This window comes from Burkholderia sp. Leaf177 (genome assembly GCF_001424345.1).
Taxonomy (GTDB): domain Bacteria; phylum Pseudomonadota; class Gammaproteobacteria; order Burkholderiales; family Burkholderiaceae; genus Caballeronia.
Genome location: NZ_LMPF01000025.1, coordinates 214,314 through 235,502 on the forward strand (window position 1 = coordinate 214,314; position 21,189 = coordinate 235,502).

The following is a 21,189-nucleotide window of genomic DNA, read 5'->3' on the forward strand; positions in this document are numbered from 1 at the left end:
TTAATGCAGCAAGCCGAACACGGCCACGCCGTTCGTGGCGCCCACGTAGACCTTTCCTGCGGCGATCATCGGCGTGATGAATTTGTTGCCCGCGCCGAACTGGTCCCGCGTGCCGGCCTGATTGCTGTTGTACAACTCGCGCGCGAGATTGGTCGCATCGTAGGCGTGTAGCGCGGCAACCGCGCCGTTTTCCGCCGCCCACACAATTCCATTGCTGGCGCCGTTCGCGGAGATGGCCGGTGTTGCGCCGGGATAGGGAAAACGCGTCGGACTCTGCGATGAAGGCGTGGTGGCGAGCAGGGCGTTGGTAATCGGCAAGGCCTTGAGCGCATCCGTCTGGCCGCCGTAATAGACCACGTTGTTGTAGTAAGCAGGCGAACCCCAGATACCGCCAGCAAGAACACCGCTCAGCGTTTGCCAATTGTTGTTCGTTGCCGGATTCCATTTGCCCATATTGTCGCGATCGACCACGTAGATGTTGTTGTCCTTGCCCGCGCCAACCGCCAGATGTTTGACAGTGCCATTCGACGTGGTTTGATCGGGCAGCAACATCGCGCCGCCCGAGCCGAAATCGTTATCGGCGGCAGCCTGCGCCACGACGTCGAACATGGCGAAGTAATCGGTGGCTACTGGATTCGCGGTCGCGGACAGCTTGACGAAGGCATTGCCCAGATCGCCGTCGGCAGGCAATCCTTGTGCATTGAGAGTGGTGCCGAAGGTGCCGTTGCCATCGATGAAATATATGGACGTCCCGTCCGACGCCATGCCCGAACCCGCCATCCAGATCGATCCCTTGCTGCCGTTCGGCGTCACGGGAAGCGCGCCCGTTTGCTTGAGCGTATCCGCGCTGTAGGTCATCAGCCAGCCGTTGTAGTTGCCACTCATGCAGTGCGCGGTCCAGCCCATGTAGATGTTCCCGTTGACGAGCGTCAGCGCGGCGCGCACCGTGTGCAAGGCCGGATTGAAGGTCAGCAGGCCATTCGAACCTTCGGCGCCGTTGCCCGGATAGGTAGCGGAAATTTCAGTTGGGCCCCCGAACAATTCCGCGCCGGTCGAAAGATCGATGGCATGCAGACGATGGTGAACATTCCCGCCGGCGTCCGTGGTCATGGCAACGGCGTAAAGCGCGCCATTCGAACCACGCGACCGGTCGATGACCGGCGTCGACGTGATCCCGATCTCTGGTGTGAGGTCGTTGCAGCCTACATCGGCGCTCGGGGTTTCGCCGGCTCCCGCCAGCGATTTTTGCCACAACGCGGCTCCGCTGTCGGCGTCGTAGGCGTAGACGCTGTCGTGTTCGGTCACCACATAGACGACGTTATGCGTCGCTGCGCCTATGGTCAGGTTGGTGACGAAGAGCGGCTGGCCGTCGACCTTGCCGTCGGCTGGAAGAAACCGCAGCTTGCCGAACGCGGCCGAGTTGACATTGGCGAGCGTGAGCGTTGTTTCCGCGAGCATCTGACCCGTTCGCGCGAGGTCGTTGTGATGCATCAGTACGTCGGTTGCGAAGGACGGGACGGGAGTTGGGTTTGTCGAGCCTGTATTCGTTCCGCCCGATGCAGGCATACCCGGCGTGGCGGGTATCGTTGCCGGCGGGGTTGTAGTGCCGGCTGGAGTGCTAGCCGCGGGCGCAGACGCCGCGCCTGGGCTTGTGGTGGTTCCGCTGGCGCCGCCCGCGCCGCTGGCACCACCCGCACTGGCGGAAGTGGCCGGACTGCTGCCTGAACCGCCGCCACAAGACACGAGGCACACCACGACTAGCAATCCTGCACAACTCTCTAAAAGACGACGCTGATAAGCCGCACAAAAAGCGAATTTGGAGTGCAGAGATTTCACGGTGATTCTCCCGTGTCGAATGGTCCCCACAGCACGTGATACCCGCGTCGTCCACGCACGAATACTATGAATTGATCAGCATGACGAAGCGGCGTGTGGTGCCTAACTTTAGCAAAAAAAGCGCCTGGGAAGAGGCGCTTTGTCATCGCGACGTCACGGATTGAATTGTCTATACGAAGGCGCTTTCAGATGCGGTGAATGTCAGATGAATACCGTTCGATACGCCTTCCACAAAGCAGCTTTTGGTTGGCTGAAACATGTGATGAAAACGGCCGCCCAAGCCAGGCTTGGGCGCGGCCTGAATCCTATTGCAGGCCCGCGACAATGGAATCGGCAAACCGCTTCAGATAAACCGGTGAAGCATCGGTTATCGCCCAGAAAATCATGCCATTCTGTTTCCACTTGATTAGTGAATACCCTTCGCTCGACTCTGTAGTCATTGCCGCCGGCGCCGACGAATGTGCTCCGGTATCAGGGAAAACATAGAGATCGATTGGATGCTTGAGGTACCGATAAATCATCACGGCAACTGGCCGATGATCGACATAGTCGAGCCTTCCTCCAACCAGCGGAAAACCTTGCGCTTGCGGATCGACCACGGGAGGCGCGTAATCGATGCGTCCGTTGAACCACGGCTTCACCGTATGCTGATCGCTTGAAAGCACGTCCATGGTTCGCGACGACATCAACGCCCTCACGTGACTCGCGACGATCTCTTGCTCGATCGCGCCCGTTCCGGCGGGACGCTGAAAGAACATCACAGACAGAAATACCAGCGCGCACGCACAGATCCCGCTTATGCCGCCGCCGGCAAACAGCAATCCCGCGGAGCGCATCGGCCAGTTCAACGAGAACCAGGATTTCTTGTTGTGTTGCTCGTTGAGCCGCGCACGCACTTGAGCATGCAGCGACGACGGCGCGCGTTCGTAAAGCGATCCATCGCGCAGCTTGTCGGCGAGTGACACTTCATTATTAGTTTCCACGCTTGGACTCCTCGGCACTGGCGGGTGGTGTCTTCACCAGACGAATAGCAGGTTGTTCCGGGTTGCCCTGGGCGACGCGCACCGCACTGCACAACAAGCGTCGCGCGCGCGATAGCCGCGACATGACGGTGCCAATCGGGATGCCCGCCACCACGGCGACATCTTTGTAACTCATGTCCTCCAGTTCACGCAGCACGATCACCTCACGAAACTCCACCGGCAACATGGCCAGCGCGCGATGCACGAGCTCGGTCTCGTCCTGGCGTACCGCGATCTTCTCGGGGTCGTCGCCGCTTTCGTCGGACCAGCCGGGAAGCTGTTCGTCTACCTGCAACGAGTCGTCGTAAGGCGTTGCGTCAGCCTGATGACGATGCTTGCGCCACTCCGTGAACCACGTATTGCGTACGATCGCGAGCAGCCATGCGCGCGGGTTGTCGCCGGTGTAGCCATCGAAAAAACGGAAGGCGCGTAGGAAAGCTTCCTGCACCACGTCATCGGCCTCGGTCGCGCTGCCGCTCAACCAGCGCGCAAGGTTATACGCTGCATCAAGATGCGGCAGCATGACCTGATCAAAGCGATTCGGCGGGGACTTCCCCATCGGTTTTCTCCGTTGAAACGCCGGCCGCGCGAAAACGCAGGCACTCAATCTAACTTACTCGCGCTGTCATTAATTTATTCCCGATCGCGGCACTTTGCGAAAAAAATAAACCGGGAATAAGGCGAGGCGGGTTTCGGTTCGATGAGCATGGGGCAGTTGACCCCATCCTCAACGACACAAGGAACCTGTCATGTCCGACATCACGAAAGATATCGACCCGCCCGAAATACTCAGCGGGCACGGCGCCAAACGACGAACCGCGCTCAGCTGTATGGCATGGGCGGGCGCCGGCATGTTATGGACGCTCAGTGGCGGCGTACCCGGCTCGAAAGTGTTGGGCGGCACGGCAGAAGCCGCCGAAGTCGACCGTCATGCGTTCAGCTTCGTGCAGATCAGCGACAGCCACATAGGCTTCAGCAAGGACCCGAACCTCGACCCGGCAAGCACGTTGAAGGAAGCCGTCGACAAGATCCGGACATCGAACGAAAAGCCTGCATTCATGATCCACACCGGCGACATCAGTCATTTGTCGAAACCGGGCGAATTCGATACAGCCGCGCAGATCATCGGCAGCGCGGGGCTGGATGTCCACTACGTGCCCGGCGAACACGACGTTCTCGTCGACGACGGCAATTCGTATTTCGAACGCTTCTCGAAGCCCGCCGATAAAAAATGGTACAGCTTCGACCAGGGCGGCGTTCACTTCATCGGTCTGACGAACGTGTTGAATCTAAAGGGCGGCGGACTGGGTTATCTCGGCGACGAACAACTCGCCTGGCTCAAACAGGACCTTGCACGCCGTTCGAGCAGCACACCGCTCGTGGTGTTCGCGCACATTCCGCTGTGGTCGTTGTATCCGGAATGGGGATGGGGCACCGACGACAGCGCGCAGGCGTTGAGCCTGATGAAACGCTTCGGGTCGGTGACCGTCCTCAACGGCCACGTGCATCAGGTCGCGCAGAAGGTGGAGGGCGACATCAGCTTCTACTCGGCGATGTCCACGGCCTTTCCGCAACCGGGGCCGGGCACGGCCGCGGGTCCGGGGCCAATGAAGGTTCCCGCCGACACCTTGCGCACCTTGCTTGGCGTTCGCTCCGTGAATTACGTGCCGGGCAAGATGGAACTGGCCGTCGTCGATACGAGGTTGAGCGTATGAGACTCTTTTCAACTCCCAGGGTCGTGCGGATCGCAACGCTGCTGATCGCCATGAACGTTGCAGCAGGTCCCGCATTCGCCGATGTCGCGCCAGCGGCCACGATTGTCATCGATAACTTTTCGTTTGGTCCCACGCAGTTGTCGGTTGCGGCCGGCGCGACCGTGACTTGGGAAAATCGTGACGATATTCCACATACCGTCGTGGAAGATGCGTCTCCGCGAACCTTCAAGTCGCCGCCTCTGGATTCCGGGGAAAAGTTCTCACAGGTCTTCGTAAAGCCGGGGACGTATCGATATTTCTGTTCGCTTCATCCGCACATGACGGGCACGATCGTCGTGAAATAGGCGGCGTGGAATTACGCGCCGTGCCGCACGCCGACGCGATACCACGTGACCTGCCGGTAGGTTTCGCCCGGGCTCACGATCACGCTGCCGGCGTCCGGCATGTTGACCTGGTTGGGGAACGCGCCGGCCTGCAAGCACAGGCCGGCGTGTTTGCCGTAACGCCGGCCGCGGCGTCCGACGATGCCATCGAGATGATTGCCCGTGTAGAACTGCACGCCGGGCGCGGTCGTGCCCATGGTCAGTTCACGGCCGCTGGCGGGGTCGTAGAGGCGCACTACAGGCTTCTGCGCATCGCCACCTTCGCCGACTACATAGCAATGATCGAAACCGCCTGCACGCGATAACTGGTCGTGCGGCCAGTCGAGCCGCGCGCCGAGCGGAGCGCTCGCACGGAAGTCGAACGCATGGCCCGCCACTTCCGCGCGGTTTTCGGGGATCAGCGCGGCATCGACTTCGAAGAAGGTGTCGGCGTCTATGGAAATGACGTGGCCGCGAATATCGGTGGTGTCGTCGCCCGAGAGATTGAAGCATGCGTGGTTCGTCAGGTTCACGGGCGTGGGTGCGTCGGATACCGCTTCGTACGCGAGCGTCAGGGTGCCGTCGTCGTCGAGCGTGTAGCGCAACGTGGTCGATACCGCGCCGGGAAATCCCGCTTCGCCTTCCGGGGATTCGTGCGTGAGTTCTATCCCGCCATCGACTTCCCGCGCATCCCATAACGCTCGATGAAATCCCGCCGCACCGCCATGCAGCAGATTTCCGCCTTCGTTGCGATCAAGTGAATAAGCCACGCCGCCAAGCGCGAAGCGCGCGTTTTCGATGCGATTGGCCCAGCGCCCGATGACGCCGCCGAGATAGGCATGGCCGGCGAAATACTCGGCGGGTGTGTCGTGGCCGAGCAGCACGTCGGCCACACGTCCCGCGCGATCAGGCGCGTTCCACGAAACGAGTGTCGCGCCGAGATCGCTGATCGCCACGCGCATCCCATGCGCATTGCGCAGCGTGAACAGCCGCGCAACATCGCCACCGGGCAGCGTGCCCCAGCGTTCGGCGCTTACGCGGACAGAGCCTGGTCGGGCGATGGTAGGCATGGCAACGAGATTCATGAAAGAGGGATCAGCCCGGATGGTCGAATGACGCAACGGGCAGCCGTTCTTGATACTCGCGCGGCGTGCAGTCGAGCTCGCGGCGGAATACGGCGTACATGTATTGCAATGAAGTAAAGCCGCATCGGATGGCGACTTCCGCGCTCGACAGATCGTGACGCGCGAGCAGCTGCTTCGCGACATCGAGCTTATGGTTCAGGATTTCCTGATGCACCGTATGCCCGAGTTCGCGCCTGAAGTAATCTTCGAGTGAGGAACGCGATACACCCACGTAATCGGCCACCTGTTCAGTCTTGATGCCCTGACACGCGTACTGCCGGATGTAGTGGCGAGCACGCATGACATAGGGACTTGATACAGGCTGATGACGCGTCGATTCGAGCACGTTGATGCCGACCGGTGGCACGAGAATACGCCTGCCATGAAAGCGCGCGCCACCAAGCATCTGATGAAGCAAATGCGCTGCCGTTCGTCCCATTTCTTCGGTCCCCTGAATAACTGAAGACAGCGGTATGCGCGTAAGCGAACGCGTCAACGGATCGTTGTCTATGCCGATGATCGCAACCTGCTCCGGAACCGGAATGCCTGAAATAAGGCACGCTTGCAGCAAATGGCGCGCGCGTGCGTCCGTGACCGCGATCACGCCAACAGGCTTCGGCAAGCTTTCAAGCCATGACGTCAATTGCGCGCTCGCCTGGCTCCAGACCGGTGCGCTGGTCGGCAGGCCGCGATGAATATCGGCTTCCAGGCCATCGGCGGCAATCAGCGCCTTGAACGCCAGTTCGCGCTCCTGAGCCCAGCGGTTCTCCGGCGATTCCGGCAAGCTATACAAGGCGAAGCGCTGCAGGCCGGCGCCAATCAGATGGGTGTAAGCCAGCGACATGAGCTTGGCATTGTCGGTGGCAATGTAGGGCAGGCTCGCCGGATAATACGAAGCATCCGCATACGATGAACCAACTGCGACCACGGGCAATTGCGAATCGCCTAGCGCTTCGGCAACGGCGGGATCGTCGAAATCCGCAATGATGCCATCGCCCTCGAAGCGTTCAATCCCGTTGAGCCGGCAGCGGAAATCCTCTTCCAGAAAGAGGTCCCACGCAACGCGTGTGGACAGCAAATAATTGCCGATGCCCGTGATCACTTCGCGGTCATACACCTTGTTCGCGTTGAACAGCAGCGCGATCCTGTGCGAAGCCTGAGCGGTCTGGGGTCGTGTCATCGATCTCCGGACGAATTCCGCGCCGCGTTGCAGCGAGAAGCCCGTCATCTCCGTTGCGGCGCAACATGCGCCTTTGGTGTTTGTTTGGCAACCGCTTTTTTAGCGTTTGCTGATTCTAGGCTTGGCGCGGCGCGAATCGCCAGTCCGATTTCCACTTAGCTCAAGAATCACCATGAGCGCTGGTGGATTTCGCAATTGCCCCAATGCGGATCAAGCTGGCAGCATGGCGTCACATTAAAAGACGGAGACGCCCATGTCGTATTTCGAACATTTGCCAGCCGTGCGCTACGAAGGCCCGGATTCGAATAATCTCTTTGCTTTCCGGCACTACGATCGCGACAAGCTGGTGCTCGGCAAACGCATGGAGGACCATTTGCGGCTGGCGGTCTGCTACTGGCATTCGTTCGTCTGGCCAGGCGTGGACATGTTTGGACAGGGCACATTTCATCGGCCGTGGCAGCAGCCTGGCGACGCTATCGAGCGCGCACACTTAAAGGCGGACGCCGCGTTCGATTTTTTCGCAAAGCTCGGCGCACCGTATTACACCTTCCACGATACCGATGTTGCACCTGAAGGCGACAGCATCAAGCATTACGTCAACAACTTCAAAGGCGTCACCGACTATCTGGCGGCCAAGCAAGAGCAAACGGGCATCAAGCTACTGTGGGGCACTGCGAATCTTTTTTCGCATCCGCGATATGCGGCGGGCGCGGCAACGAGTCCCAATCCGGAGGTGTTTGCTTTCGCGGCCACGCAGGTCTTTCAGGCGCTGGAAGCGACTCATCGGCTAGGCGGTGAAAACTATGTGTTGTGGGGCGGACGCGAAGGTTACGACACGCTGTTGAATACCGACCTCAAGCGCGAGCGCGATCAGCTTGGACGCTTTCTCGACATGGTCGTCGAGCAGAAGCACAAGACCGGTTTCAAGGGCGCGTTGCTGATTGAACCCAAGCCGCAAGAGCCCACCAAACATCAATACGATTACGATGTCGCCACCGTCCACGGCTTTCTTACGCAGTTTGGTTTGCAAAATGAAATCCGCGTGAACATAGAAGCGAATCACGCAACGCTCGCGGGGCATTCGTTCCATCATGAAATCGCGACGGCTTACGCGCTCGGCATATTCGGCAGCGTGGATGCCAACCGTGGTGATCCGCAAAATGGCTGGGACACCGACCAGTTTCCTAACAGCGTTGAAGAGTTGACGCTCGCGCTCTATGAAATATTGAAGCACGGCGGCTTCAGCACGGGCGGCATGAATTTCGATGCGAAAGTCAGGCGCCAGAGCGTCGCGCCGGAAGATTTGTTCTACGGTCATATTGGCGCGATCGACGTCATCGCAATCGCTCTGGAGCGGGCGGCCGCTTTGGTTGAAAACGACAGGCTGGCGGAATTCAAGAAACGCCGCTATGAAGGCTGGGATACGGAATTCGGCCGCAAGATTCTGTCGGGCGGCTACTCGCTGGAGTCGCTTGCCATCGATGCGCTAGGACGCCGTGTTAACCCGCAGCATGTCAGCGGGCAGCAGGAATATCTGGAGAACATCGTCAATCAGGCGATATACGGCTAAGGCATTGCGCCTTGACGTCTCAGGGAAAAACGTTAAGCGGCCCGGCTGATTTCGCAATTGCGCCAGATGCGGATAAAGGAGAGGCTAATCGAAAATAAAAGAACCCAGCTTTTGTAAAACCGACGACCGTGAACACGAATTCGCGGCGCAAGGAGTAGATTCCGCCGACGTCCCTTTCTCTCGCACACGCGTGGCCTTGACCGGCTACGCGGGGAGACGCATCGGCTAGTCAACCATAAAAAGGAGTGAGACATGAAGTCTGCAACGCGGAAGTCTGCAATGCGCCGTTCCATCCTGGCCACGTTCGCGTGTGGTGCGATGTTCGCCAGCGTATCCCTGATTCCATCGCTGGCTCATGCGAGTAAGGACAAACCCGAAATAGGTTTTTGCATCGACGACTTGCGTGTCGAGCGCTGGTCGCGCGACCGTGATTATTTTGTTGCAGCCGCGACCAAACTCGGCGCCAAGGTATCGGTGCAATCCGCCGATGCCAGCGAAGCGCGCCAGATTTCGCAGATCGAAAATCTGATCTCGCGCGGAGTGGATGTCATCGTGATCGTGCCTTTCAATTCGAAGACGCTCGGCAACGTGGTGGCGGAAGCGCGCAAGGCGGGTATCAAGGTCGTGTCGTATGACCGCCTGATTCTCGATGCAGACGTGGATGCCTACATTTCCTTCGATAACGAAAAAGTAGGCGAAATGCAGGCGCAAGGTGTCTTCAACGCGCAGCCCAAGGGTAATTATTTTCTGCTGGGCGGCGCACCGACCGACAACAACGCGAAGATGCTGCGCGAAGGCCAGATGAAGATCCTGAAGCCTGCTATCGATCGTGGCGATATCAAGGTCGTGGGCCAGCAATGGGTGCCGGAATGGAGCGCCGCGACCGCGCTGCGCATTACCGAAGATGCGCTGACGGCGAACAACAACAAGATCGATGCCATTGTGGCGTCCAACGACGGCACGGCCGGCGGTGCGATCCAGGCGCTTGCTGCGCAAAAACTCGCGGGCAAGGTGCCGATCTCGGGGCAGGACGCGGACCTCGCCGCGGTCAAGCGACTGGTTGACGGCACTCAGACCATGACAGTCTACAAGCCGCTCAAGCTGATTGCGGGCGACGCAGCCAAACTCGCGGTCGACTTGGCAAAAGGGCAACCGCCCGCCTATAACGCCAAGTACGACAACGGCAAGAAACAGGTTGATACCGTGTTGCTGCAGCCTACGCTCCTGACGAAAGCCAATGTCGATACCGTCATCAAGGACGGGTTTTATACGCAGTCGCAACTGGCTGGCAATTGACAATCGACACATCGATGAGCCCGTGCGTGAAGGCCCAAAAACGGCTTTCACGCGCAAACACGTCAGGGACATACGCATGGCAAATGCGCTGCTGGAAATGCACGGCATCGTCAAGACGTTTGGTGGAGTGAAGGCGCTCGATGGTATCGACCTGGTGGTCGCGGCCGGTGAATGCGTGGGCTTGTGCGGCGAAAATGGCGCGGGCAAATCAACACTGATGAAGGTTCTGTCGGGCGTCTATCCACACGGAACGTGGGATGGCGAAATCCTTTGGGAAGGACACGCTTTACGCGCGATGAACATCCGCGATACCGAGCACGCCGGCATTGTCATCATTCACCAGGAACTGATGCTCGTGCCGCAATTGTCGGTGGCGGAGAACATTTTTCTCGGCAATGAAATAACGCTAAGCGGCGGCCGCATGAATTACGCCGCGATGTACCAGCGTGCCGACGAACTGCTGCGCGGTCTCAACATTTACGGTATCAACGTGGCGCAGCCGGTGATGAACTATGGCGGCGGTCATCAGCAACTGATCGAGATTGCGAAGGCCTTGAACAAGCGCGCAAAGCTGCTGATTCTCGACGAACCTTCGTCTTCGCTGACGGCGAGCGAAATCAGCATCTTGCTCGACATCGTGCGTGACTTGAAAAAGCGCGGCGTCGCTTGCGTTTACATCTCCCACAAGCTCGACGAGGTGGAAGCCGTGTGCGATACCGTTACCGTGATCCGCGATGGCAAGCATGTCGCCACGCAGCCCATGCAAGGTTTGAGCACCGACGCGATCATCGCGATGATGGTCGGCCGCGAAATCAAGAACCTGTTTCCGCGCGAGCCGCATGAGATTGGCGAGGTCATTTTCGAGGCCAGGAACGTGACATGTCTCGATGTCACGAACGCGCAGAGAAAACGCGTTGATGACATATCGTTCTCGCTCCGCAAAGGCGAAATTCTTGGCGTGGCAGGGTTGGTCGGCGCAGGACGAACCGAGCTGATGCAAGCCATATTCGGCGCGTATCCCGGTGTGAGCGAAGCGGACGTTTATCTGAACGGAAAAAAACTCAAGATCAGGACGCCGGCCGATGCAATCGACGCGGGCATAGGCATGGTGCCTGAAGATCGCAAGCGCCATGGCATCGTGCCGCAACTGGGCGTGGGCCATAACATCACGTTGGCCGTGCTGAGCCGCTTCGCAAAGGGCGGGCGGATCGATTCCGCGGCCGAACTAGACACCATTCACACCGAGATGAAGCGCTTGTCGGTGCGCGCGGCGACGCCCATGTTGTCCATCGCGAGCTTGTCGGGCGGCAATCAGCAGAAAGCCGTGCTGACCAAGATGCTTCTTACCGACCCTGCCATCCTGATCCTCGATGAACCCACCCGCGGCGTGGATGTCGGCGCCAAGTTCGAGATCTACAAGCTGATGTTCGCGCTGGCGCGGCGAGGTGTGTCGATCATCGTGGTTTCGTCGGAGCTCAATGAAGTGCTTGGCGTAAGCGACCGCGTGCTGGTGATAGGCGAGGGCGAATTGCGCGGCGATTTCATTAACGAAGGGCTCACGCAAGAACATATCCTGGCTGCCGCCATTGGCGCAACGTCCCGGTCAACCCCTATTCAAGCGAGCGTCGCATGACACCTGACGTTACGTCGTCCCCGAAGCGCAGCGCTGCTAGTGGCGTCCGCGCGAGTTCCGGTCAGCGCTTCAAGCAAGTGTTCACGCGCTATAAATTGCTTGCGCTGCTGCTTGCCGTCGCGGTCATCTGGATCTTCTTTTCATTCCTGACCGACGGCGCATTCGTCACGCCGCGGAACCTCTCGAACCTTCTCAGGCAAATGTCGATTACCGGCATGCTTGCGTGCGGCATGGTGTTCGTAATCATTGCCGGTGAGATCGATTTGTCGGTTGGGTCGTTGCTCGGGTTGCTGGGTGGCGTGGCCGCCATTCTCGATGTCTCGCATCATTGGCCGATTCAGTTCACCGTGCCTGCCGTGATGCTGCTTGGCATTGCGATCGGACTTTTCAATGGCTGGTGGTCGACGTATTTGCGCGTGCCTTCGTTCATTGTCGGTCTCGGTGGCATGCTGGCTTATCGCGGCGTGTTGCTCGGCGTGACGGGCGGGTCGACTATTGCGCCTGCATCGGAGAATCTGGTTTTCATCGGGCAAGGATATTTGCCGCGACTCGCCGGCAATGCGCTTGCGCTGGTCCTGTTCGTGATCCTCGTTGCGTTGACCGTGCGTCAGCGCCAGAACCGGCAGCGATACAAACTTGCGGTCGTGCCGCTCTGGCAGGACGGCGTGAAGATAGTCGCAGCGGGTCTTGTCCTGGTCGCGTTCGTCACTACGCTGAACCGCTATGGCGGCATTCCCGTGCCCGTGCTGTTGCTGTTGGCCTTGCTCGGAATCTTTACGTATATCGCGACGCAGACCGTGTTCGGACGGCGCATCTACGCAGTCGGTTCCAATCTGGAGGCGACGCGTTTGTCCGGTGTGAATACGAATCGCGTGAAGCTGATGATCTTTGCGCTGATGGGATTGATGTGCGCTCTCGGCGGTCTGATCAACACGGCGCGACTGGCGGCCGGATCGCCGTCGGCGGGAACCATGGGCGAACTCGATGCAATCGCTGCGTGCTTCATTGGCGGAACGTCGATGCGCGGTGGTTCCGGCACGGTGTACGGCGCGCTGATCGGCGCACTGGTGATGGCGAGCCTCGATAACGGCATGTCGATGCTCGATGTCGATTCTTATTGGCAGATGATTGTGAAGGGCGGGATTCTGGTGCTCGCGGTCTGGATCGACGTCATATCCGGCGACCGGCGATAGGCCAACGCTCGAAGGCATGCATCTGCCTTCGAGCGCGGACGATCACACCGTCCAGTCCAGAATCACCTTGCCGCTTTGCCCGGAAAGCATCGCGGCGAATGCTTCCTGATAGTCATCGACGGCGAAGCGGTGCGTCAAGATGGGCGATAGATCGAGTCCGCTCTGCAACATGGCGACCATCTTGTACCAGGTCTCGAACATCTCGCGCCCATAGATGCCTTTGATCTCCAGTCCCTTGAAAATCACTTGCGTCCAGTCGATCGCCATTTCGGCCGGCGGGATGCCGAGCATCGCGACCTTGCCGCCGTGATTCATCGACTCGAGCAAACCTTTGAACGCGCTCGGCACGCCGGACATTTCGAGTCCGACATCGAACCCTTCGGTCATGTGAAGTTCCGCCATCACGTCACGCAGCGAAGTCTGCGACACGTTCACGGCACGCGTGGCTCCCATCTTGCGCGCAAGCTCGAGCCGATATTCGTTCACATCGGTAATCACCACATTGCGCGCGCCGACATGCCTGGCGATCGCTACTGCCATGATGCCGATTGGACCGGCGCCCGTAATCAACACGTCTTCGCCGACGAGATTGAACGACAACGCGGTATGCGTGGCGTTACCAAATGGATCGAAGATGGCAGCAAGGTCGTCGGAGATTTCCGGCGGGATCTTGAACGCGTTGAACGCCGGGATCACCAGGAATTCCGCAAACGCGCCGGGCCGATTCACACCCACGCCCACCGTGTTGCGGCACAAATGCCGGCGTCCCGCGCGGCAATTCCGGCAAAATCCGCACGTGATATGCCCTTCACCTGACACGCGATCGCCAATCGCGAACCCGCGCACTTCCTGTCCCATCTCGACGATCTCGCCAACGTATTCGTGACCAACATGCATGGGAACAGGAATGGTTTTCTGCGCCCAGTCATCCCATTTCCAGATATGGATATCGGTGCCGCAGATTGCAGTGCGCGTGATGCGGATCATCACGTCGTTGTGCCCGACCTCGGGTTTCTCCACGCGCGTCATTGTGAGTCCCGGCGCGCGTTCCAGCTTTGCCAATACTTTCATGATCGTCTCGATGTCCTAAATGATGCCCAATGAACGGCCGACGCGCGCAAACGCGTCGACGGCACGGTCGATCTGTTCAGGCGTATGCGCGGCGCTCATTTGCGTGCGGATGCGGGCGCGGCCCTTGGGCACGACCGGAAACGAAAATCCGATCACATAGACACCTTCATGCAGCAGTGCGTCGGCCATGCGCGATGCAACTTGGGCGTCGCCGAGCATCACGGGGATGATCGGATGTTCGCCGGGCACGAGCGTAAAACCAAGCGCGCTCATTGAACCGCGAAAATGCGCGCCATTGCTGCTCACACGAGAGCGCAAACGAGCGCCTTCGTCGCTTGCAAGCAGTTCGAGCACTTTTAGCGTCGCTGCTGCAATGCTCGGCGTCAGCGTGTTGGAAAAGAGATAAGGCCGCGAACGCTGCCGCAGCAATTCGACTATTTCCCGGCGTGCCGCAACATAGCCGCCCGAAGCGCCGCCCAGCGCTTTGCCGAGCGTACCCGTGATAATGTCGATGCGCGAAAGCACGCCGCAATGCTCGGGCGTTCCGCGCCCTTGTTCGCCGATAAAACCTACCGCGTGCGAATCGTCGACCATGACCATTGCGCCGTACCGATCCGCAAGATCGCAGATGCCGGCGAGATTGGCGATGATCCCGTCCATCGAAAATACGCCGTCGGTTGCGATCAGCTTGAAGCGTGCGCCGGCTGCATCGGCTTCACGCAACTTGGCTTCCAGGTCGCTCAGGTCGTTGTTCTTGTAGCGGTACCGTTTTGCCTTCGACAAACGCACGCCGTCGATAATGCTTGCGTGATTCAGTTCGTCGCTAATGATTGCGTCTGATTCGTCGAGCAAGGTCTCGAACAAACCGCCGTTCGCATCGAAGCAGCTCGAATAGAGAATGCAGTCGTCGGTTTGCAGAAATGCCGCGAGCGCTTGTTCGAGTTCCTTGTGAACGCTCTGCGTGCCGCAGATAAACCTCACCGACGCCATGCCGAAACCGTCGCGATCAAGGCCGGCTTTTGCTGCCTCGACCAGGCGCGGATCATTCGCGAGACCGAGATAATTATTAGCGCAGAAGTTCAGCACTTCCTGGCCGGCGGCGAGCCGGATATCGGCGGATTGAGGACTCGATATGACGCGCTCGGCCTTGTAGAAGCCGTCTGATCGAATTTGATCGAGCGTGCTGCGCGCGTGCGTAATATAAGGATCGTGCATGGATTAGTCTCCTTTGTAATGCCAGGTCCGCTTGGCCACTTTTGATGGCGTTGCGTTCACCGGCAGTTTTCTCGGCCTTTTGATCAGGCGTCAGCTTAGCGGATTTGATCGCGTTCCCTAAAAGCATTTCGTGGATTCATTTTAGCAACGGGCCTCGATCGGAACCTGCAATCCAGGCGTAAGCTAGCCAAATTCGCTCGATGAAATTTAAAGCGCGCGACTAACCGGAATAAATCATGCGAATCGAAACTTCATTTTTGTTCGATCTGGACGGCACGCTGGTAGACAGCGTTTATCAGCACGTGCTTGCATGGAAAGAAGCGCTCGATGCCGAAGGGATCGAGCTGTCTGTATGGCGGATTCATCGCAAGATCGGGATGAGCGGCGGTCTTTTCACCGATCAACTTCTGCGCGAGACGCATGGTGAAATCAGTGAAGATCGGGTGGAGCGTTTGCGCCGCGCACATGCCGAGGCTTACCAGCGTCTGCGCGCTCAGGTTTGCCCGTTGCCTGGCGCACGCGAATTGCTCGGCGCGCTCACGCAAGCCGGCACGCGTTGGGCCATCGCAACGAGCGGGCGCATGGAAACAGCCGCTTTCAATCTTGAGGCGTTAGGCGTCGATCCCGCCAAAGCCGTGGTCGTGACGCGTGACGACGTGAAATATGCAAAGCCCGACCCGGACCTGTTCATTGCAGCGGCCGAGCGCCTGAACGTGCCAATAGAGCATACGGTAGTGGTTGGCGACAGCATCTGGGACATGCTGGCCGCACGCCGATGCCGCTCGCTTGGCGTCGGCTTGTTATCGGGCGGTTATGGCACCGAGGAACTGGAACGCTCGGGTGCATTACGTGTGTATGAAGACCCCGCGGACCTTCTGTACCACCTCGACGAAGTCGCGGCGCGGCCGTGAAATCACGGCTATGAAGTCACACTTCAAACTGCCTCGATCATTCCCTCGCTTGCGTCCTCGTCTGTCGCTATAGGCGAAGGATTCGCGCAGACCCTGTTGCGCCCTGCGTCTTTCGCGCGATAGAGCTGCGCGTCGGCGGCTCCGATCACGCTGTCCTCGCTCACGCGCGCCGTGTCCCGTGCGCAATCCACGACTACCACGCCAAAGCTCGCGGTAGCGCGTATCTCACGACCGTCCCATGCTTTCGATGCCGCCATTTCAAATGCTTGCCGCATTCGTTCGGCAAGCGCGGTAGCGCCGGCAATATCGGTTCGCGGTAGCAGCAAGACAAATTCTTCTCCGCCATAACGAATGACGCTGTCGACATCATGGCGTGTGTGCGCCAACAGTAAAGCCGAAAACGTCCGGATGACCGCGTCGCCAGCGGGATGGCCATAACTGTCGTTGATCAGCTTGAACAGATCGATGTCACATAGCACGACCGCAAGTTTCGATTTCGTCTTGCGCGCTCGCTGCAGCTCGGCGTTGAACAACACATCGGTCAGATAACGACGGTTGAAACAACTCGTCAAGTAGTCACGAACGGACAGATTCCGCAGTAACGCGTGCTGACAAAACTCGTCGCGCGCGAGCCGGTTATGGCGTCGGGCGGTGACATAACCGAGCGCATTCGTGAAAAGAAGCAGCATCGACGATGTCAGCAACGACGATGGATCGAGCATGCGCGACGCAGAGGAAATGGCGACAAACGAAACTGTGGCGATCACGTTGATGACCAACGCGTAGACCAGTTTGTTGGGAATGAAGTTATACGCGACGATCAGCATGATGCACATGGACATCTCGTGCACGGACATCCCGCCGGGTCGCAGCCAGGTGATCAGCATGAACACCGCGAAGCCGACGACTTCCACCACGCTCGCTGCCGCGCGCAGCGCCGGCACGGAATTGTCATGCGTGTTTGCTGCGCGCAAGCAGATCGCGCAGGTCAGCGCGACCAGGCAGCGCGCCAGGAAAAGGGCGAAAGTCCCGCGGGAATAGCCGAGTGCGCCCACATCGGTAATGGCGAAGGCCACGTAGAAGAGGCTGCAGAAAATGAGGGTGCGCACAAGCGCGGCGTGGTGCGCGACGCGTTGATAGCGCTCGAACTCGTGCTCGACAGAAGCGTCTTCGAACTCGGACCAGATCCGGTCGAGTTTGAAATTCGTCCCGGCGTCAAACCGTGAAATTTCGGTCAGTTCTGCCATCTCTCGCCATTTTTTCGATGTCGCCGTTTGGGGCAACATGATAAGTCATTTTTATCTTGCGCAAGATCAGGATGTTTAGCTGGGAAATTATTAGTGCGCGAACGATCGCCGTGGACGTTTTTTAATGAGGATGGTTGCGCTTTGATCAACCCCGGTCGGGCATGCCGTCGTGGCCGCCAAGCGGTCTGGCGGGCCAATCTAGCCAGCGGTCGGCGCGCGTACGTTCATGCGCTTCGTTCAGCGGATAACGTATGCGATTGTCATCGCGCGGCCGTTCACCGATCACCATCAGCCTTACATCGTCTTTCGTATTGTTGATGAACGTATGGCAAATCCCGGTGCCTGCCGGAAACGCAACAGAATCGCCTTCTGCAATGGTGTGCAGCACACCGTCGATCCAGACGTCCGGCTTGCCTTCGAGCACATACACGAACTCCTGTTCAGTACTCTCGGCGTGTGGATACGACGTGCGCCGGCCTGGCGAAAGCCTTACATGATGTATGCCGATACGCGTGATGCCGAGCGCCTCGGAAAGGGGCGCGTCGAACGCCATGCGCTCAGTGTCGCCGCGATACACATGCGCTTCGGATTCTTCCAGTTCGGTCCAGTGTTTGATGAATTCAGGTCGGCTCATTTTTGTTTTCCCTCTTACAAGAACAACGATGATACCGGCCGAAAGTCGAGCGGACGCTGGCGACAAAGACGACGGCGATTCCGAGAACGATTCGCTAGCCGAACCGAAAGCGGAAGTCATCCGCGAGATTCAAGCGTACACGCTGTATATGCATATCTAGAAGATCGATTCCTGGAAACGAGGTCCATCCGCGTTTTCCCGATACATGTGCATGCGCAGCAATTTATCCCCAGAAAATGGCATGCGTGCACCAGAAAAACAATATGAAAACTTCTTGGAAAAAAATAATGTGTACGCTAGAGTTCACTCATTAACTTAGAGCGCTAAGTAAATTCAAGGTCGGCGATGAAGCACCGCCGGCAACCTTTGAAGAGCACGTTTAAAAGACAACTTGATTCTGCCCAGCCAAGCCGGATCGGATTCAACTGCGTATGTTTAGGCATACGTATGAAATGGCAAGCAAGATGTTTTTGGTTGATCGATCCATTTACAAAACTCAGGAGATGGCAATGTACGACGTATTTCAAACTGACCGGCTGATCGACATGTGGCTGGTGGAAGACATCGGATACTGCGATCTGACCGCTCAGGTCATGATCGAGGCGAATGAAATCGGTGCGTTCTACATGAATGCACGCGAGGACCTGATCGTGGCAGGAATCGACGTCGCAGCGCGCGTGTTCAAGCGCTATGACCCGACCCTTGAAGTCACAGTGCGCGTCAGCGACGGCGACCGGCTGAAGAAGGGCGCGGTCATGCTCGATGTGCGCGGCAACGCCAGGAGCGTACTGACAGCGGAACGCACGGCGCTCAATATCGTGCAGCGCATGTCGGGGATTGCGAACCTGACGGCCGAGTACGTTAAAGCGGTCGAAGGTACGCGCGCTCGCCTTATCGATACACGCAAGACCACGCCCGGCCTGCGCATGCTGGAAAAGCATGCCGTCACGTGCGGTGGAGGCTTGAATCACCGGCTCGGACTCGATAACGGCGTGATGATCAAGGATAACCACATTGCGGTTTGCGGTGGCATCGCGAAAGCCGTGCAGCGCGCGCGCCGCCAACTGCCGGTGCTGACGAAGCTCGAAGTGGAATGCGACCGGCTCGAACAGGTTCAAGAGGCACTCGACGCAGGCGTGGACGTCATCATGCTCGACAACATGTCGGTGGCGGAGATGTCGAAGGCCGTGGAACTCGTCGGCGGCCGCACGAAGCTGGAAGCATCGGGTGGCATCAATCTTTCGACCATCGGCGAGATCGCGAAAACAGGCGTGGATTACATTTCCACGAGCAAGATCAATCAGGCTTCCTTGTGTGTAGACATCGGTCTTGACGAAGCGGAGTAACCACGTCATGTCCGAGGGGATCTTCTTTTTCGTCGTAGGCCCAAGCGGTGCGGGCAAGGACTCGTTGATCGATGCTGTTCGCGATTCGGACCGTCCGTTCGTGATCGCACGACGGGTCATCACCCGGGCTCACGGATCGCCCGGAGAGGCTCACGAAGCGCGGGATGAAGCCGGATTTTCGGCGATGGAATGTCAGGGCGGATTCCTGCTTACATGGTCGGCTCATGGCTTGAGATATGGCTTGCGCCGCGAATTGCTCGATGTGCTTTCGCAAGGCCGCCACGTCATTGCCAACGGGTCCCGCGCGATGGTTGAAACGCTGCGCACGCGGGTTCCGCGCATGGTCGTTGTCGAGGTGACCGCGCCAGCGTCGGTGCTTGCCGAGCGCATTCTCGCGCGGGGCAGGGAAACGCAAGAAGAAGTCCAGCAACGTGTGATGCGCAAGGTTGAACCGTTCCCGGCGGATGTCGAGGTCATCAAGGTATCGAACGACGGAACGCTGGAGGAGGGCATCGAACGGTTTGTTGCCGCGCTCGACCGCGCAACGCAACCGCCTGCGCCGAGCATGGCCGCGATGAAAGCCAAGCTTGCCGGCGACGTACTCAACGAATCCCAATACGGCGCGGTGCTGGATGACATTCTCGCGCTGCGTTATTCCGATCGCGATATCAACGCGTTTCTGCTGCATGCGTCGCAGCACTTGAGCGACCCCGAAGTGCTTGCGCTTGCAAAGGTGCGTGCAAAGCTGTCGCCTCGCATCGAGTGGAATGAACAAATCCTCGTTGACAAGCATTCAATGGGCGGAATTCCCGGCAGCCGGATCACGCTGATTGTCGTGCCGATCGTCACGGCGTTCGGGCTCACGATGCCGAAGACATCATCGCGCGCGATCACATCGGCGGCGGGCACTGCGGATGCAATGGAGACCGTTGCCCGCGTTGATCTCACACGAGCCGAAGTCCAGCAGTGCGTGAAAGAAGCGCGCGGCTGTATTGCGTGGAACGGGCGCTTGAATCACTCGTTGATCGACGACCGGATCAATGCGTTCACCCGGCCGCTGGGACTCGATTCAAATCGCTGGTCGGTTGCATCCATTCTTTCGAAGAAATGGTCTGCGGGGTCCACGCACGTCATTATCGATTTGCCTTATGGTCCTCGCGCCAAGCTGAAAAATGAAAGCGAAGCGCGAGCGCTGGGCCAGCTTTTTGAATACGTCGGCGCGGGGCTTGGCATGCACGTCAAGGCCATGGTGACCGATGGAAAAGGTCCGATCGGACGCGGAGTAGGGCCTGCGCTCGAAGTGCGGGACGTCAGGCTGGTACTGAGCAATGCGGTGGATGCGCCCTCCGACCTCCGGGAAAAAGCGCTGCAATTCGCTGCGGAAATCCTCGCCTGGGCGCCCGACGTGGGAACGGTTGCGAAGGGGCGCGAAATGGCCGAGTCCTTGCTTGAATCCGGGAAGGCGCTGGCGTCGTTTGAACGCATTATCGATGCACAGGGCCGACGCGCACGTCCTGTTTTGCCCGGCAAACACGTGCGAAAAGTCGTGGCTCGGCACAGCGGCGTAATCACAAGCGTGGACGGCTGGGCGGTAGCAGGCATTGCGCGCGCGGCGGGTGCGCCGAACGACTTGAGCGCCGGCGTGGATCTGCTTGTGTCTGCCGGTCAGACCGTGGAAGCCGGCGACGTGCTGTTCCAAATTTACGGTAACGACGCTGAAGCCGTAGCCAATGCAGCCGAGTCCGCCAAACATCTCGCTACACACGATATATCCGCGGAACGGTTCTCGCCCTCTATCCGCGTTTCCGCCTGACCCCTCGAATTTTGGGGACGT

The 21,189-nt window shown here is 58.8% G+C and carries 18 protein-coding genes; 9 read left to right on the forward strand and 9 right to left on the reverse strand.

Annotated elements, in window-relative coordinates; genetic code table 11:
• From ASG35_RS27615 to ASG35_RS27625, 3 genes are all read right to left on the reverse strand, one after another.
• Complete coding sequence (locus tag ASG35_RS27615; RefSeq protein WP_235527767.1) at positions 1 to 1,764, reverse strand: pyrrolo-quinoline quinone; 1,764 nt, start codon at positions 1,762 to 1,764, stop codon at positions 1 to 3.
• A 377-nt stretch (positions 1,765 to 2,141) separates the two neighbouring features.
• Complete coding sequence (locus ASG35_RS27620) at positions 2,142 to 2,819, reverse strand: anti-sigma factor family protein (protein WP_056365238.1); 678 nt, start codon at positions 2,817 to 2,819, stop codon at positions 2,142 to 2,144.
• On the reverse strand, positions 2,809 to 3,417 hold the full coding sequence (locus ASG35_RS27625) for an RNA polymerase sigma factor (RefSeq protein ID WP_056365242.1): 609 nt from the start codon (positions 3,415 to 3,417) through the stop codon (positions 2,809 to 2,811). Before ASG35_RS27625 ends, ASG35_RS27620 begins: the two co-directional genes overlap by 11 nt.
• 190 nt (positions 3,418 to 3,607) lie before the next feature.
• Between ASG35_RS27625 and ASG35_RS27630 the strand changes: the two genes are divergently transcribed.
• Together ASG35_RS27630 and ASG35_RS27635 are read left to right on the forward strand one after the other, a co-directional pair.
• Positions 3,608 to 4,573, forward strand: a complete 966-nt coding sequence (locus tag ASG35_RS27630) for a metallophosphoesterase family protein (RefSeq protein WP_056365245.1) — start codon at positions 3,608 to 3,610, stop codon at positions 4,571 to 4,573.
• Positions 4,570 to 4,917, forward strand: a complete 348-nt coding sequence (locus tag ASG35_RS27635) for a cupredoxin domain-containing protein (RefSeq protein WP_056365248.1) — start codon at positions 4,570 to 4,572, stop codon at positions 4,915 to 4,917. Before ASG35_RS27630 ends, ASG35_RS27635 begins: the two co-directional genes overlap by 4 nt.
• Positions 4,918 to 4,928: 11 nt before the next feature.
• Here the strand turns inward: ASG35_RS27635 and ASG35_RS27640 are convergent, their stop codons facing one another.
• Both ASG35_RS27640 and ASG35_RS27645 read right to left on the reverse strand, forming a co-directional pair.
• Positions 4,929 to 6,005 carry an aldose epimerase family protein gene (locus ASG35_RS27640; protein WP_156393389.1) on the reverse strand — a complete coding sequence of 359 codons (1,077 nt, stop codon included), beginning with the start codon at positions 6,003 to 6,005 and terminating at the stop codon, positions 4,929 to 4,931.
• A 25-nt stretch (positions 6,006 to 6,030) separates the two neighbouring features.
• Positions 6,031 to 7,239: a XylR family transcriptional regulator gene (locus ASG35_RS27645; RefSeq protein ID WP_056366071.1), complete on the reverse strand. Its 1,209-nt coding sequence runs from the start codon at positions 7,237 to 7,239 to the stop codon at positions 6,031 to 6,033.
• Between the two features lie 253 nt (positions 7,240 to 7,492).
• Between ASG35_RS27645 and xylA the strand changes: the two genes are divergently transcribed.
• From xylA to ASG35_RS27665, 4 genes are all read left to right on the forward strand, one after another.
• The gene (xylA, locus tag ASG35_RS27650) at positions 7,493 to 8,809 is read left to right on the forward strand and encodes a xylose isomerase (RefSeq protein WP_056365254.1); all 1,317 of its coding nucleotides are present in this window, start codon (positions 7,493 to 7,495) and stop codon (positions 8,807 to 8,809) included.
• Between the two features lie 252 nt (positions 8,810 to 9,061).
• Positions 9,062 to 10,105, forward strand: a complete 1,044-nt coding sequence (xylF, locus tag ASG35_RS27655; protein WP_056365256.1) for a D-xylose ABC transporter substrate-binding protein — start codon at positions 9,062 to 9,064, stop codon at positions 10,103 to 10,105.
• A gap of 76 nt (positions 10,106 to 10,181) precedes the next feature.
• The gene (gene xylG / locus ASG35_RS27660) at positions 10,182 to 11,738 is read left to right on the forward strand and encodes a D-xylose ABC transporter ATP-binding protein (protein ID WP_056365259.1); all 1,557 of its coding nucleotides are present in this window, start codon (positions 10,182 to 10,184) and stop codon (positions 11,736 to 11,738) included.
• Positions 11,735 to 12,931, forward strand: coding sequence for a sugar ABC transporter permease (locus ASG35_RS27665; protein WP_056365261.1), 1,197 nt, complete (start codon positions 11,735 to 11,737; stop codon positions 12,929 to 12,931). Before xylG ends, ASG35_RS27665 begins: the two co-directional genes overlap by 4 nt.
• Positions 12,932 to 12,973: 42 nt before the next feature.
• Here the strand turns inward: ASG35_RS27665 and tdh are convergent, their stop codons facing one another.
• Positions 12,974 to 14,002: an L-threonine 3-dehydrogenase gene (gene tdh / locus ASG35_RS27670; protein ID WP_056365264.1), complete on the reverse strand. Its 1,029-nt coding sequence runs from the start codon at positions 14,000 to 14,002 to the stop codon at positions 12,974 to 12,976.
• A 15-nt stretch (positions 14,003 to 14,017) separates the two neighbouring features.
• Positions 14,018 to 15,217, reverse strand: a complete 1,200-nt coding sequence (locus ASG35_RS27675) for a glycine C-acetyltransferase (protein ID WP_056365266.1) — start codon at positions 15,215 to 15,217, stop codon at positions 14,018 to 14,020.
• A 236-nt stretch (positions 15,218 to 15,453) separates the two neighbouring features.
• Here ASG35_RS27675 and ASG35_RS27680 point away from each other — a divergent pair, with 236 nt between their 5' ends.
• The gene (locus tag ASG35_RS27680; RefSeq protein ID WP_056365269.1) at positions 15,454 to 16,128 is read left to right on the forward strand and encodes an HAD family hydrolase; all 675 of its coding nucleotides are present in this window, start codon (positions 15,454 to 15,456) and stop codon (positions 16,126 to 16,128) included.
• A gap of 23 nt (positions 16,129 to 16,151) precedes the next feature.
• On the opposite strand, the gene ASG35_RS27685 is transcribed toward ASG35_RS27680, so the two are convergent.
• Together ASG35_RS27685 and ASG35_RS27690 are read right to left on the reverse strand one after the other, a co-directional pair.
• Entirely contained in the window at positions 16,152 to 17,375 is a 1,224-nt protein-coding gene (locus ASG35_RS27685) for a GGDEF domain-containing protein (protein ID WP_082508641.1), read from the reverse strand.
• Positions 17,376 to 17,520: 145 nt separating this feature from the next.
• Positions 17,521 to 18,009 (reverse strand): cupin domain-containing protein, encoded by a 489-nt coding sequence (locus ASG35_RS27690; RefSeq protein ID WP_056365271.1) that lies wholly within the window; start codon positions 18,007 to 18,009, stop codon positions 17,521 to 17,523.
• 509 nt (positions 18,010 to 18,518) lie between these two features.
• On the opposite strand from ASG35_RS27690, the gene nadC reads away from it, so the two are divergent.
• Together nadC and phnN are read left to right on the forward strand one after the other, a co-directional pair.
• On the forward strand, positions 18,519 to 19,355 hold the full coding sequence (gene nadC / locus ASG35_RS27695) for a carboxylating nicotinate-nucleotide diphosphorylase (protein WP_056366072.1): 837 nt from the start codon (positions 18,519 to 18,521) through the stop codon (positions 19,353 to 19,355).
• A 7-nt stretch (positions 19,356 to 19,362) separates the two neighbouring features.
• Positions 19,363 to 21,168 (forward strand): phosphonate metabolism protein/1,5-bisphosphokinase (PRPP-forming) PhnN, encoded by a 1,806-nt coding sequence (phnN, locus tag ASG35_RS27700; protein WP_056365275.1) that lies wholly within the window; start codon positions 19,363 to 19,365, stop codon positions 21,166 to 21,168.
• The last annotated feature ends 21 nt before the right edge of the window (positions 21,169 to 21,189 follow it).

What these genes read in the sequence shown, in the direction of transcription:
- ASG35_RS27625 (WP_056365242.1), bottom strand. Translation starts at nt 3,417, where the DNA reads ATGGGGAAGTCCCCGCCGAATCGCTTTGATCAGGTCATGCTGCCGCAT.
- ASG35_RS27630 (WP_056365245.1), top strand. Translation starts at nt 3,608, where the DNA reads ATGTCCGACATCACGAAAGATATCGACCCGCCCGAAATACTCAGCGGG.
- ASG35_RS27635 (WP_056365248.1), top strand. Translation starts at nt 4,570, where the DNA reads ATGAGACTCTTTTCAACTCCCAGGGTCGTGCGGATCGCAACGCTGCTG.
- ASG35_RS27640 (WP_156393389.1), bottom strand. Translation starts at nt 6,005, where the DNA reads ATGCCTACCATCGCCCGACCAGGCTCTGTCCGCGTAAGCGCCGAACGC.
- ASG35_RS27645 (WP_056366071.1), bottom strand. Translation starts at nt 7,239, where the DNA reads ATGACACGACCCCAGACCGCTCAGGCTTCGCACAGGATCGCGCTGCTG.
- xylA (WP_056365254.1), top strand. Translation starts at nt 7,493, where the DNA reads ATGTCGTATTTCGAACATTTGCCAGCCGTGCGCTACGAAGGCCCGGAT.
- xylF (WP_056365256.1), top strand. Translation starts at nt 9,062, where the DNA reads ATGAAGTCTGCAACGCGGAAGTCTGCAATGCGCCGTTCCATCCTGGCC.
- xylG (WP_056365259.1), top strand. Translation starts at nt 10,182, where the DNA reads ATGGCAAATGCGCTGCTGGAAATGCACGGCATCGTCAAGACGTTTGGT.
- ASG35_RS27665 (WP_056365261.1), top strand. Translation starts at nt 11,735, where the DNA reads ATGACACCTGACGTTACGTCGTCCCCGAAGCGCAGCGCTGCTAGTGGC.
- tdh (WP_056365264.1), bottom strand. Translation starts at nt 14,002, where the DNA reads ATGAAAGTATTGGCAAAGCTGGAACGCGCGCCGGGACTCACAATGACG.
- ASG35_RS27675 (WP_056365266.1), bottom strand. Translation starts at nt 15,217, where the DNA reads ATGCACGATCCTTATATTACGCACGCGCGCAGCACGCTCGATCAAATT.
- ASG35_RS27680 (WP_056365269.1), top strand. Translation starts at nt 15,454, where the DNA reads ATGCGAATCGAAACTTCATTTTTGTTCGATCTGGACGGCACGCTGGTA.
- ASG35_RS27685 (WP_082508641.1), bottom strand. Translation starts at nt 17,375, where the DNA reads ATGGCAGAACTGACCGAAATTTCACGGTTTGACGCCGGGACGAATTTC.
- ASG35_RS27690 (WP_056365271.1), bottom strand. Translation starts at nt 18,009, where the DNA reads ATGAGCCGACCTGAATTCATCAAACACTGGACCGAACTGGAAGAATCC.
- nadC (WP_056366072.1), top strand. Translation starts at nt 18,519, where the DNA reads ATGTACGACGTATTTCAAACTGACCGGCTGATCGACATGTGGCTGGTG.
- phnN (WP_056365275.1), top strand. Translation starts at nt 19,363, where the DNA reads ATGTCCGAGGGGATCTTCTTTTTCGTCGTAGGCCCAAGCGGTGCGGGC.